The organism is Arthrobacter sp. D3-16 (assembly GCF_054408515.1).
In genome coordinates, this window is record NZ_CP096437.1 from 2511182 (window position 1) to 2523736 (window position 12555).

9 protein-coding genes are annotated in these 12555 nt (G+C 66.0%); 5 read left to right on the forward strand and 4 right to left on the reverse strand.

Going from position 1 to position 12555, the window contains the following annotated elements:
- Positions 1–46 precede the first annotated feature (46 nt).
- Together M1D32_RS11990 and M1D32_RS11995 are read right to left on the reverse strand one after the other, a co-directional pair.
- On the reverse strand, positions 47–1438 hold the full coding sequence (locus M1D32_RS11990; RefSeq protein ID WP_458778892.1) for a class II 3-deoxy-7-phosphoheptulonate synthase: 1392 nt from the start codon (positions 1436–1438) through the stop codon (positions 47–49).
- A 116-nt stretch (positions 1439–1554) separates the two neighbouring features.
- On the reverse strand, positions 1555–2397 hold the full coding sequence (locus tag M1D32_RS11995) for a lysophospholipid acyltransferase family protein (protein ID WP_458778893.1): 843 nt from the start codon (positions 2395–2397) through the stop codon (positions 1555–1557).
- Between the two features lie 111 nt (positions 2398–2508).
- Between M1D32_RS11995 and M1D32_RS12000 the strand changes: the two genes are divergently transcribed.
- The 3 genes from M1D32_RS12000 to M1D32_RS12010 are packed head-to-tail and all read left to right on the forward strand — an operon-like array spanning position 2509 to position 4674.
- Complete coding sequence (locus tag M1D32_RS12000) at positions 2509–3297, forward strand: alpha/beta hydrolase (RefSeq protein ID WP_458778894.1); 789 nt, start codon at positions 2509–2511, stop codon at positions 3295–3297.
- Positions 3294–4109 (forward strand): alpha/beta hydrolase, encoded by an 816-nt coding sequence (locus tag M1D32_RS12005; protein ID WP_458778895.1) that lies wholly within the window; start codon positions 3294–3296, stop codon positions 4107–4109. The genes M1D32_RS12000 and M1D32_RS12005 overlap by 4 nt, the downstream gene beginning before the upstream one ends.
- Positions 4096–4674, forward strand: a complete 579-nt coding sequence (locus M1D32_RS12010; RefSeq protein ID WP_458778896.1) for a hypothetical protein — start codon at positions 4096–4098, stop codon at positions 4672–4674. Before M1D32_RS12005 ends, M1D32_RS12010 begins: the two co-directional genes overlap by 14 nt.
- 4 nt (positions 4675–4678) lie before the next feature.
- On the opposite strand, the gene M1D32_RS12015 is transcribed toward M1D32_RS12010, so the two are convergent.
- Positions 4679–5770, reverse strand: a complete 1092-nt coding sequence (locus M1D32_RS12015) for an ROK family glucokinase (RefSeq protein WP_458778897.1) — start codon at positions 5768–5770, stop codon at positions 4679–4681.
- A gap of 177 nt (positions 5771–5947) precedes the next feature.
- On the opposite strand from M1D32_RS12015, the gene M1D32_RS12020 reads away from it, so the two are divergent.
- A complete protein-coding gene (locus M1D32_RS12020) occupies positions 5948–7756 on the forward strand; it encodes an AMP-dependent synthetase/ligase (RefSeq protein WP_458778898.1) in 1809 nt (602 codons plus the stop codon).
- Positions 7757–7957: 201 nt separating this feature from the next.
- Here the strand turns inward: M1D32_RS12020 and M1D32_RS12025 are convergent, their stop codons facing one another.
- The gene (locus tag M1D32_RS12025) at positions 7958–11356 is read right to left on the reverse strand and encodes a pyruvate carboxylase (RefSeq protein ID WP_458778899.1); all 3399 of its coding nucleotides are present in this window, start codon (positions 11354–11356) and stop codon (positions 7958–7960) included.
- Between the two features lie 301 nt (positions 11357–11657).
- Here M1D32_RS12025 and M1D32_RS12030 point away from each other — a divergent pair, with 301 nt between their 5' ends.
- The gene (locus M1D32_RS12030; RefSeq protein ID WP_458778900.1) at positions 11658–12476 is read left to right on the forward strand and encodes a ParA family protein; all 819 of its coding nucleotides are present in this window, start codon (positions 11658–11660) and stop codon (positions 12474–12476) included.
- Positions 12477–12555 lie beyond the last annotated feature (79 nt).

Genomic DNA, 12555 nt, shown 5'->3' on the forward strand with positions numbered 1-12555 from the left:
ACCAGGCACCCGCAGGTGCCGGCCGGACATCAGTGCTTGGAACAGCTCAGTGCTTGGCGAGTGCCCCTGCCACCAGGAACGCCATTTCCAGTGACTGCATGTGGTTCAGCCGGGGGTCGCAGACTGACTCGTAGCGGTCCAGGAAAGCTTCCTGGTCGATCGGATCAGCGCCGCCCAGGCACTCCGCGACGTCGTCACCGGTCATCTCCACGTGCAGGCCGCCGGGAACAGTCCCCAGGGCGTGGTGCACCTCGAAGAAGCCGCGCACTTCGTCGATGACGTCGTCGAAGTTGCGGGTCTTGTAACCGTTCGGGGACGTCACGGTGTTGCCATGCATGGGGTCGGTAACCCAGAGAACCTGCGCACCCGAGGCGGTGACCTTTTCGACAACGGCGGGCAGCTTCTCGCGGATGTTGGCGGCACCCATGCGGGTGATGAAGGTAAGCCTGCCGGGCTCGCGCTCCGGGTCCAGCTTGTCGATCAGGCGGAGGGCGTCGTCGCCAGTGGTGGACGGGCCGAGCTTGACGCCGATCGGGTTTCGCACCCGGGACAGGAAGTCCACGTGCGCGTGGTCCAGTTCGCGGGTCCGCTCCCCTATCCAGAGGAAGTGCGCGGAGGTGTCATACGGGAAGCCGGTACGGGAGTCGATCCGGGTGAGGGCACGCTCGTAATCCAGGAGGAGAGCCTCGTGGCTGGCGAAGAACTCGACACGCTTGAGTGCCTCGAAGTCCGCACCGCAGGAAGCCATGAACTGGATGGCGCGGTCGATGTCGCGGGCCAGCGATTCGTAGCGGGCGTGGGCCGGGTTCTCGGTGAAGCCCTTGTTCCACTGGTGTACCGAGCGCAGGTCCGCGAATCCGCCCTGGGTGAAGGCGCGGATGAGGTTCAGTGTGGAGGCGGACGTGTGGTAGGCGCGGAGCATCCGTGCGGCGTCGTGGCCGCGGGATTCCGGCGTGAACTCGTAGCCGTTCACGATGTCGCCGCGGTATGCCGGAAGCGTCACGCCGTCGCGGGTTTCGTCATTGGACGAGCGGGGCTTGGCGAACTGCCCGGCCATCCTGCCCATCTTGATGACGGGCATCGCGGCGCCGTACGTCAGGACCACCGCCATCTGGAGGATGGTCTTGACCCGGGCGCTGATCTTGTCCGCCGTGGCCGCTTCGAAGGTTTCGGCACAGTCGCCGCCCTGCAGCAGGAACGCCTTGCCCTGGGCAGCAGCAGCCAGCCGCTCGCGGAGGACATCCACCTCGCCGGCGAAGACCAGCGGGGGAAGAACGGACAGTTCCTTCACCGAGGCATCGAATACGTCCCTGTCCTGCCAACTGGGCTGCTGGGAAATGGGCAGGTCCCGCCAGTCATCGAGTCCGGGATAGTTGGCCGCGCCGCTCTGGGCGGTGCTGGACAGCGAGAAGGCAGGTTTTGCAGATAGCTCAGTCACCCTCTAAGACTAACGGTCGCGCAGGCGCGGGGAACACCACGGCGTCACGCATCCCGGCGACGGCGTCACAGACCCCTACACGACCGCCAGCGGACCCGGGAGGCTGCCGGCAGGGGTCACGCGGTGGCGGCAGTTCCGCCGTCGTCCTGCTGCTTTTCGGCGTCGGGATCCAGTTCCCCGGCACCGGCGCGGGGGGCATCGGCATCCGAGCCGCCACGGATGCCCTCGAGGGGCACGGGGGTGGCAAGGGGTTCCGCGGCCGCAGCAGGGTCAACGGGCTTGGCTGCGAGCCGGAGCTTCACCACGGCCGCGTACTCGTCCACATACTCCTGCCCGGAGAGCCGCATCAGCTCGAACATGATCTCGTCCGTGACCTGCCTTTGGACCAAACGGTCCTCGGCCTGGTCGTGGTAGCTGCTGAAGTCCAGCGGCTCACCAAAGATCATGCCGATCCTGCGGATGTTCGGCAGGCGCTTGCCGATGGGCTGCACTTTGTCCGTGCCGATCATGGCGACGGGAACCACCGGGACTCCGGCCTTGAGCGCGAGCCTGGCCACGCCCACCTTTCCGCGGTAGAGGCGCGCATCGGGGCTGCGCGTCCCTTCCGGGTAGATGCCGAGCAGCCCGCCATGCGTAAGGACGTCCATTCCGGCGCTCAGCGATGCCTCCGACGCCGCACCGCCGGACCGGTCCATGGGCAACTGGTTGGTGAGCCTGAAGAACAGGGCCGTCAACCTGCCCTTGATTCCCGTGCCGGTGAAGTACTCGGATTTGGCCAGGAACACCACCGGCCGGCGGACCATCAAGGGCATAAAGATGGAGTCGGAAAACGAGAGGTGGTTGGAAGCGATTATCGCCGCACCCTCGGCCGGAATGTTGTCCAGGCCCTTTACCCACGGGCGGAAAAGCAGCTTCAGCACCGGACCCAGGAAGATCCTTTTCATCACCCAATAGAACACGTGCGAAACCCCTCCGGAAAGCAGCCCTCAGGCCCCGCGTCGGGCCTGGCCAGCAGTTCAATGCAACCCTACTCTAGTGAGATTTGCCGGGAACAGTGACACGATGGAGTCATGAGCGAAAGCAGCACCCCGTCCCGTCCTGCCGCTTTCAGCTATCCCGGCCACGGAGCCAACGCGCGGATTGGAGTGGCCATCTGCCACGGTTTCACCGGCAGCCCCCTGAGTGTGCTGCCCTGGGCAGAACACCTCGCCTCGCAAGGGTACGCGGTAACCGTTCCCCTCCTGCCCGGGCACGGGACTGACTGGCGCCATCTTGCCCGGACGCGCTGGACCGAGTGGTACGACAGCTTCGAAGACGCCTACCTGGAGCTTTCGGAGCGGACCGATACGTGTTTTGTCGCGGGGTTGTCCATGGGCGGAGCCATCGCGCTGTTGACTGCTTCCAGGCACACCGTGGCGGGAGTCTCGGTGGTGAACCCGGGCCTGAGCTTCTATGACCGCCGGGTACGCGTCATTGGGGTGCTGAAGTATTTCCAGAAGACCACCCTCCCCATCCAGGAGGAGCAGCCCACGGCGGTTGTCACCGAAGACGGCGACTATTCGCGCACACCGCTCTCCGCCGTCCACGAGTTAAAGAAACTGTTCGGGGCTGCCACCCGGGGCCTGCCCCGGGTCACGGCTCCAGTGCAGGTGTTCAAGTCGCAGACGGACGCAGTAGTCCCGCCCACCTCGCTGGCAGTACTGAAAAACCGCCTGGGGACGCACCTTGAAGAGGTAGTCAGCCTTGCCAGCAGCGGCCATGTGGCTACGCTGGACGTGGATGCGCCGGAGATCTTTTCGAAATCCAGCGCCTTTTTCCATGCCCGCGCCCGCCAGAACACCTCAGTGGAGACCCCATGACCTCCAGTCCGGACCATAGCCCGTACAGCAGTCCTTTCAACGGCGAGGGGCCCCGGATCGGCGTGGTGCTCTCGCACGGATTCACGGGAAGCCCGCATGGCCTGCGTACCTGGGCTCATGCCTTCGCCGCCGCAGGGTTCGCTGTCCGCATGCCGCTGCTGCCGGGCCACGGCACCAGTTGGCAGGAGCTGGCCCGGACTACGTGGCAGCAATGGCATGGAGCACTGGATGACGCCTACCTGGAACTTGACGCGGACTGCGACTTCGTCTTTGCGGCCGGCATCAGCATGGGAGGGGCGCTGGCGCTGCGCATCGCCGCCACGCGTCCAGTGGCCGGGGTGGTCCTGGTGAATCCGGGGCTGGTGATTGACGATCCGCGCGCTCCGCTCGCCGGAATCCTGAAGCTGGTAATGAAAAGCACGCCGGCCATCGGGAACGACATCCTTAAAGAGGGCATGGATGAGGGCGCCTATGCCCGCACTCCGGTGGCGGCCGCCCACGAACTGAACAAGATGTTCAAGGACACCCTCAGGATCCTGCCCAGGGTTACTGCTCCCGTGCAGGTTTACCGGTCCACGATTGACCATGTGGTGTCCGACTCCAGCATCGTGGCGCTGCGCCGCGGCCTCACGCACGCACCCCTGGAGCTGATCCGTTTGGAAAACAGTTACCACGTGGCCACTATGGACAACGACGCCGACCAAATCTTTGCGGGTTCGGTGGACTTTATCCGCAGCCTGGTTTCCACCGCCGGCGCTGCGTCTGCTTCGGTTGCTACGCCCGGCAGGGAGGCCTCCCATGAACAGGCCTGACCCGGGCTCCCCGGACCAGGGCGCCAACCACGACGACGCCGTCTGGCTTGATTTGGTGGCCCGCCTGGAATCAGACTCCCCGGCAGATACTGCCGGTTCAGATACTGCCGGTACGGACAGTGTTGACCGCCCGGGGGCGCCGGAAGACACTCCCGCTCCCCCGGCCAGGCCCGCCGCCTTCCGGGACTTCGATCCCCTGGGCCTTGCTGGAGCTGCTCCCACCGAGCTTTCCGCCGCCGAACGGCAGGAGTCCGCCGCAACACCGCCTGGCGCCGCGAACGGCACGGCGGCTCCGGGGCCGCGCGACTACGACGTGGACGGGGACGACGGCGAGTTCGTTCCCGAGGAGCCGCCGAGTCTGGCCGGGACCGACCCCCTGACCATGCTGGCCTGGTTGGCGGCGGTCGGCGGGCCTATAGCCCTGCTGCTGTCGGCCATGTTCTGGCGCTCGGCACCGCTGCTCGCCATCCTGGGCATTGTGGCCGTGTTTGTGCTGGGCACGGTCTACCTGATCATGAAGCTTCCACAGGAGAAAGACGAGAACGACGACGGCGCCCGCGTTTAGTGCCTCAGGCGCGCACCCTGCTGCTCACCCGGGACAGATCAGCCGCCCCGATCAGGCCCGCATTCGGTCCGAGGGCCGCCAACTGAATCCCGGCGGCCGGCCGGAAGCCGCGGCCGGTCAGGTTGCGGGCGAAGGACTTTCGGGCAGGTTCCACCAGCAGGTCCCCGGCTGAGCAGAGGCCGCCGCCGATGACGAACAGCCCGGGATCCAGGGCCGCGGCCAGGTTGGCCAGCCCCAGCCCAAGCCAGTCTCCTACTTCGTCGATCAGTTCACGGGAAGCAGCGTCACCGGCCAAGGCCAGTTCGGTGACAATTGCACCGGTGATCGTGTCGGTTTTGCCACCGACGGCAGCGAGGAGGTCCTGGGCCACCGGGGAGTTCGCCCGCGCCAGGATCCGGGCTTCACGTCCCAGCGCATTCCCCGACGCGTACTGTTCCCAGCACCCGCGGTTGCCGCACTCGCACCGGTGGCCGCCGGGCATGATGATCTGGTGGCCGAACTCGCCGGCTACGCCAAACCTGCCGCGCTCCACGCGCCCGTCCATCACCATGGCCCCGCCGATTCCCGTGCCCAGGGTGATGCACACCAGCCGGGCTTCACCCTGCCCGGCGCCAAAACGCCATTCGGCCCACGCTGCGGCGTCGGCGTCGTTGGCGAGCAGGACGGGACGGCGCAACAGGTTCTGCAGGTTTTTGCGGAGCGGTTCGTTCCGCCAGGCGAGATGCGGACTGAAAAGTACCGTGCCGCCGTCGAGGTCCATCCACCCGGCGGCGCCGATCCCTACCGACCAGATCCGGTGGCCCCGGCCAAGCTCCTCCACCAGCTCCACGATGACTCGTTCAACCGCCCGCGGATCCGTGCCGGGCGTTGAACGGCGCGCCTCGTTGAGGATCCTGCCTTCGGCATCCACCACACCGGCAGCCACCTTGGTGCCCCCGATATCGATCCCGATGGCAAGGCCCTTCCGGCCGAGGCGCAGGTGCTCGCGGAAGCCTTCACCGTGACGCAGCCTGGTCCGGCCGGTGGTTGGGCGCCGCCTCCAGGGAACCGGTCGTCGCAAGGGGCCGGCCTGTTCGCCGGGGGGCGGTGCATACATAGTCAACCATTCTAGGCTGGCGGTTCCGGGGGCGAAGGAAAGTCGCCACATGTCCCGCCCGGCACCATTGACGGCAAAGTTACTCGTCAGTAGGTTTAGATACTGCACGGTCCGGTACAGGCGTACTAGTCTTTAGGCATACCCCTGCGCGGGTCTTCGGATATCAAAGGAGCTATAGTGCGCGAATTCAGTGTTCCGCCTCTTGTTGTTGTCCCACCGGAAACCAACATCACTGATCTGGTACTGCGGCAGGCTGCAAAGCCCAGCAACCCGGCACTGTTCTCGCGGCTCGACTCCGCCGGTGCCTGGCAGGACATCCCGGCCAAGGACTTCCTGGCCGACGTCTCTGCCCTGGCCAAAGGACTGATCGCAAGCGGCGTGGCTGCCGGTGACCGCGTCGGCATTATGTCCCGCACCCGTTACGAATGGGCGCTGGTGGACTTTGCCATCTGGTTTGCGGGCGCAGTATCGGTTCCGATTTACGAGACCTCCTCCCCGTCGCAGGTGGCGTGGAACCTCGGTGACTCCGGTGCGGTGGCAGCGTTCGGCGAAGCAGCACACCATGAGGATGTGATCCGCCAGGCGGTGACCGCCGAGGGCCTCACCGCGCTCCACCACGTGTGGCAACTGGAAGGCCAGGGGCTGGACGCCCTCCGCGAAGCGGGCCGCGAGGTCAGCGACGCCGACCTCGAGGCGCGGCGCGCCATGGCAAACCTGGACGACATCGCCACCATCATCTACACCTCCGGCACGACGGGCCGTCCCAAGGGCTGCGAACTTACGCACGGAAACTTCGTTGAACTCTCGGACAATGCCCTTGCCATCATCGGCGAGATCGTCCATGAGAACGCGAAGACCATCATGTTCCTGCCGCTGGCCCACGTTTTTGCACGCTTTATCTCCGTGCTGGCCATGGCCGCCGGGACAACCGTGGCCCACACGCCGGACATCAAGAACCTCCTCGCCGATCTGCAGAGCTACGAGCCCACCTTTATCCTTGCCGTGCCCCGCGTGTTCGAAAAGGTCTACAACTCGGCGCTGACCAAGGCGGAGGACGGCGGCAAGGGTGCCATTTTCCACAAGGCCGCTGACACTGCCATCGCCTTTTCCAAAGCGCGCCAAAGCGGGCGGGTAGGCCTGGGCCTTAAGCTCCGCCACGCCCTTTTCGACAAGCTGGTGTACGGCAAGCTGCGGGCTGCCATGGGCGGCCACGTTGCCCATGCCGTGTCCGGCGGCGGCCCGCTGGGTGAACGCCTGGGCCACTTCTTCCAGGGCATCGGCCTGCAGGTCCTCGAAGGCTATGGCCTGACTGAAACCACGGCCCCCATTTCCGTCAACACGCCCTCGCTGATCAAGATCGGGTCCGTGGGCAAGCCGCTGCCCGGGAACGCAGTCCGGATTGCCGAAGACGGCGAAATCCTGGCCAAGGGTGTCTGCGTGATGCGCGGCTACTACAAGCGCGAGGACCTGACCTCGGAAACCTTTGCCGACGGGTGGTTCCGTACCGGCGACATCGGCCGCCTCGACGAAGACGGTTTCGTGTGGATCACCGGCCGCAAGAAGGAAATCATCGTCACCGCCGGTGGCAAGAATGTGATCCCAGCGCTGCTGGAGGACCAGATCCGCGCCGATGCCCTGGTCTCCCAGGTGCTGGTGGTCGGTGACAACCGGCCCTTCATTGGAGCCCTTGTCACCCTGGACCAGGAGGCCCTGCCCGGCTGGCTGCAGCGCCACAACCTCCCGGCAGACACGTCCCTCGAGGATGCGGCCAACAACTCCGTGGTCAAGGCAGCCGTCCAGGACCTGATCACCGCGGCAAACGGCTCCGTGTCGCAGGCTGAAGCGATCAAGTCCTTCCGGATTGTGCCTGCTGACTTCACCGAGGCCTCCGGGCACCTGACGCCGTCCATGAAGGTCAAGCGGGCGCAGGTGATGAAGGATTTCGAGACGGTGATCGAGGAAATGTACGCGGCACCGCGCTCGTAGCAAGGCAGGACTGTCAGGCAGGGCCCCGGTCCGGCAGCGTGCGTAAAAGGGGCCCCGCGCCCCCGCTCGCCGCGAAGCGGCCTCAGCGGGGCGGGGGGAATAGCACGCAGAGGATCGGGCCCTGCCTCAACCACTGCCGCAAACAAACGAGAGGGTCCTCCTGACGGAGGACCCTCTCGTTGTATCACTCGCTGCCGTGTTCTACTGCTCCACTACCAGCAGGAGGTCTCCGCCCTCTACCTGTTCCACCGAGGAGATGGCGAGCCGGGCGATCTTGCCGGCCACGGGCGTCGTGATGGACGCTTCCATCTTCATCGCTTCGATGGTGGCAACGGTGTCTCCTGCGTTCACGGTGTCTCCGGGCTTGACGGTGACGGTGACGGCACCGGCGAACGGTGCTGCCACGTGGCCGGGCTGGCCCGGGTCGGCCTTCTCGGCTGCCTTGACGTTGCTGACTACTGAGCGGTCCCGGACCACCACCGGCCGGGACTGGCCGTTGAGGGTACACATGACCGTGCGCATGCCCTTTTCGTCAGGCTCGGAGACGGCTTCCAGGGATGCGATCAGCCGCACGCCCTTCTCCAGCTGGATCTCGTGCTCGGCGCCGCGCTGGAGTCCGTAGAGGTAGTCCCGGGTGTCCAGGACCGAGATGTTGCCGTAGGTCTCCACGCTCTTCAAGTAGTCCTTGGTCGGTCCCTCGAACAGCAGCCGGTTAAGCGTGTGCTGGCGGGTCTTGGAATCGGACTTCAGGGCGGCACTGTCCTCGGCGCTGAGCTCCACGTCGCGGACCTTCACGCTCCTGCCCTGGAGGGCCTTGGTGCGGAACGGCTCGGGCCAGCCTCCCGGAGGGTCACCCAGCTCACCGGAAAGGAAACCGATGACTGAATCCGGGATGTCATAGTTCTGCGGATTCTCGTTGAAATCCGCGGGGTCCGCATTCAGGCCCACCAGGTGCAGGGCGAGGTCGCCCACCACCTTGGAGGACGGCGTGACCTTGACCAGGTGCCCCAGGATCCGGTCGGCGGCGGTGTACATGTCCTCGATCGCCTCAAACCGCTCCCCCAGTCCGAGTGCCATGGCCTGCTGGCGGAGGTTGGACAGCTGCCCGCCGGGGATTTCGTGCTGGTACACACGCCCGGTGGGGCCCGGGAGGCCCGACTCGAACGGCGCGTAGACGCGGCGGACCGCTTCCCAGTACGGCTCCAGCGAGCTGACTGCGGCCAGGCTCAGCCCGGTATCCCGCGGCGTGTGTGCCAGCGCTGCGACCAGGGCAGAGGCCGACGGCTGGCTGGTGGTTCCGGCCAGCGATGCGGAGGCGACGTCCACTGCATCGACACCGGCATCCACGGCGGCCAGCAGGGTGGCCAGCTGGCCGCCCGCGGTGTCGTGGGTGTGCAGGTGCACCGGCAGGTCGAAGCGTTCCCGAAGGGCCGAGACAAGTTTCGCCGCGGCGGCGGGACGGAGCAGGCCTGCCATGTCCTTGATGGCCAGGATATGGGCTCCGGCGTCCACGATCTTCTGGGCCAGGCCCAGGTAGTAGTCCAGCGTGTAAAGCGTCTCCTCGGGATCCAGCATGTCGCCTGTGTAGCAGAGCGCCACTTCGGCGACGGCGGTGCCTGTTGCCCGGACGGCCCGGATGGCGGGCGCCATCTGGCTGACATCGTTCAGGGCGTCGAAAATGCGGAAGATATCGATGCCCGTGGCCGCGGCCTCATTGACGAAGGCTTCCGTGACCTCTTCCGGGTAGGGCGTGTAGCCCACGGTGTTGCGGCCGCGGAGGAGCATCTGGAGGCATACGTTCGGAAGCGCCTGGCGAAGGGCGGCGAGCCGGTCCCAGGGGTCCTCGCCCAGGAACCGAAGGGCGACGTCATAGGTGGCGCCGCCCCAGGCCTCAACGGAAAGCAGTTCCGGCATGAGCGCCGTCACTGCGGGGCCCGCTGCCACGAGGTCGCGGGTGCGGACGCGGGTGGCCAGGAGCGACTGGTGGGCATCCCGGAAAGTAGTGTCCGTGACAGCCACGGCGTTCTGCTCACGAAGCGCCCTGGCGAAGCCATCAGGTCCCAGCTCAAGGAGCCTCTGCCGTGAACCCGGTGCCGCCTGCATGTCCTTCACGGACGGCAGCTTGCTGGCGGGATTCGAGTGCACGGTCAGCTCGCCATTGGGCTTGTTCACGGTGACTTCAGCAAGCCAGGTGAGGAGCTTGGTGCCGCGGTCGGCAGAGACACGCGCCTTGAGCAGCTGCGGTCGCTCGTCGATGAAGGAGGTGGCCACATCGCCGGCGATGAAGTCGGGGTCGTCGAGCACCGCCTGGAGGAAGGAAATGTTGGTGGAGACGCCACGGATACGGAACTCCGCCAGGGCGCGGCGGGCGCGGGCGACGGCGGCCGGGTAGTCCCTGCCGCGGCAGGTGAGCTTCACCAGCATCGAGTCGAAGTGCGGGCTGATTTCGGCACCCGAGTAGACAGTGCCGCCGTCGAGCCGTACGCCGGCTCCGCCGGCAGAGCGGTAGCCGGTGATCTTTCCGACGTCGGGGCGGAACCCGTTGGCGGGATCCTCGGTGGTGATGCGGCTCTGCAATGCTGCGCCCTTGAGCTGCACGGAATCCTGGGAGAGGCCGAGGTCCGCCAGCGTTTCACCGGCGGCAATCCGCATCTGGGCCTGGACGAGGTCGACGTCGGTGACTTCCTCCGTGACGGTGTGCTCCACCTGGATACGGGGGTTCATTTCGATGAAGACGTGCTGGCCGGCGCGCTCACCGACCGTGTCAACGAGGAACTCCACCGTGCCGGCGTTGACGTAGTTCAGGGCCTTGGCGAACTTGACGGCGTCCCGGTACAGGGCCTGCCGGATGCCTTCGTCCAGGTTGGGGGCCGGGGCGATCTCGATAACCTTCTGGTGGCGGCGCTGGATGGAGCAGTCCCGCTCGAAGAGGTGCATCACGTTGCCCTCGGCGTCCGCCAGGATCTGCACTTCGATGTGGCGCGGGCGAAGGACGGCCTGCTCCAGGAACATGGTGGGGTCACCGAATGCTGCGTCCGCCTCTCGCATGGCGGCCTGCAGTGCCTCCGGGAGTGCCTCGCGGGTATCCACCCGGCGCATGCCCCGCCCGCCGCCGCCGGCCACGGCTTTGGCGAAGATGGGGAAGCCAATCTCGTCGGCTGCCGCAATGAGCTCGTCCAGGTCCTTAGAGGGCGCGCTGGACTTCAGGACGGGAACACCCGCATCACGGGCAGCCTTCAGGGCTGCGACCTTGTTGCCGGCAAGTTCCAGCACCTCGGCCGGCGGACCGACGAACGTAATACCGGCATCCTTGGCCGCGCGGGCCAGGTCCGGATTCTCGGAGAGGAAGCCGTAGCCGGGGTAGATGGCGTCCGCACCGGACTCCTTTGCTACGCGCACTACTTCGGCAACATCCAGGTAGGCCCGGACGGGGTGGCCCTCTTCGCCAATCAGGTAGGCCTCGTCCGCCTTCTGGCGGTGGATCGAGTTCCTGTCCTCATGGGGGAATACGGCAACCGTCTTGGCGCCCAGCTCGTAGCCGGCGCGGAAGGCCCTGATCGCGATTTCGCCGCGGTTGGCCACCAGAACTTTGGAAAACATACTTCTCCTGCATCATTGCGGGTGGATCGGTGAGTGGTCACAGTGTCTAGGACCTACAAGGGCAAACACAAATCTTTGTGGCCACCGTCACAGATTTCCCCGTCATGTCCCGAGCCCTTCTGCCAGCCCGGGCGGAAACCGCCCCGGCAGCATAGTCGGTGCCATGCCGACGCCCCTTAAAGCAGGAATCGCCGACGCATCCACATATGATGAGTAGGGCGGCAGGACCGTCCGGCTTCGGCACTGCCGGAGCAAACATTACTCCCAACACGGCATCCGGCGTTAGGTTTTGGTCTCTCAAGTGCAAGTAGTCAGCATCAGCAGCCTCAAGGGTGGAGTCGGCAAGACTTCCGTCACCACAGGATTGGCGTCTGCAGCCCTTGCCGCAGGCATCCGCACGCTGGTGGTGGATCTTGATCCCCATGCAGACGCAACTACCGCACTGGGTGTGCAGCCTGACGACCAGCTCGACATCGGAAGGATGCTCAAGAGCCCCCGCCGCGCCAAACTCGCCGAGAATGTTGTGGGCAGCAGCTGGACGGCGCGGGCCCGGTCCAATGGCTCGGATCCAGCCGTCCTGGATGTGGCCGTCGGCTCCGCCTACACGGGAATTTACGACCGGCCGGACCTCAGCCGCCGCGACCTGCGGCGGCTGTCCTCGGTCCTGGCCACCGCCGAGAACTACCAGCTCGTCCTGATCGACTGCCCGCCATCCCTGAACGGCCTGACCCGGATGGCATGGTCAGCCAGCGACAAGGTGGCGCTTGTTGCCGAGCCGGGGCTGTTCTCCGTGGCCGGCACCGAACGCACCATGAGGGCCATCCAGCTGTTCCGCCAGGAGTTCGCGCCCAACCTTTCACCGGCCGGCATCATCGCCAACCGGGTGCGGTCAGGGTCCTCCGAGCACAGCTACCGGCTTGCGGAGATGGAGTCGATGTTCGGCGAGCTCCTCTTGAGCCCCCGAATCCCGGAACAGGCGAACTGGCAGCAAATCCAGGGCGCCGCCCACCCCGTGCACCACTGGCCCGGCGACTCCGCCAAGGCCGCCGCGGAATTGTTTGATGACCTGCTGGCCAACCTGATGGCGGTTGGCAGCGGCCTGCGCAGCCGGGCAAGGTAGGAAAAAGCGACGCCAACAGCAGAGGCCGCCCTCCCCATGGAGAGCGGCCTCTGTTGTTGGCTTAAAAACCGTGCTGCAG

Coding starts and splice junctions, on each gene's coding strand:
- M1D32_RS12000 (WP_458778894.1), top strand. CDS start 2,509: ATGAGCGAAAGCAGCACCCCGTCCCGTCCTGCCGCTTTCAGCTATCCC.
- M1D32_RS12005 (WP_458778895.1), top strand. CDS start 3,294: ATGACCTCCAGTCCGGACCATAGCCCGTACAGCAGTCCTTTCAACGGC.
- M1D32_RS12010 (WP_458778896.1), top strand. CDS start 4,096: ATGAACAGGCCTGACCCGGGCTCCCCGGACCAGGGCGCCAACCACGAC.
- M1D32_RS12015 (WP_458778897.1), bottom strand. CDS start 5,770: ATGTATGCACCGCCCCCCGGCGAACAGGCCGGCCCCTTGCGACGACCG.
- M1D32_RS12025 (WP_458778899.1), bottom strand. CDS start 11,356: ATGTTTTCCAAAGTTCTGGTGGCCAACCGCGGCGAAATCGCGATCAGG.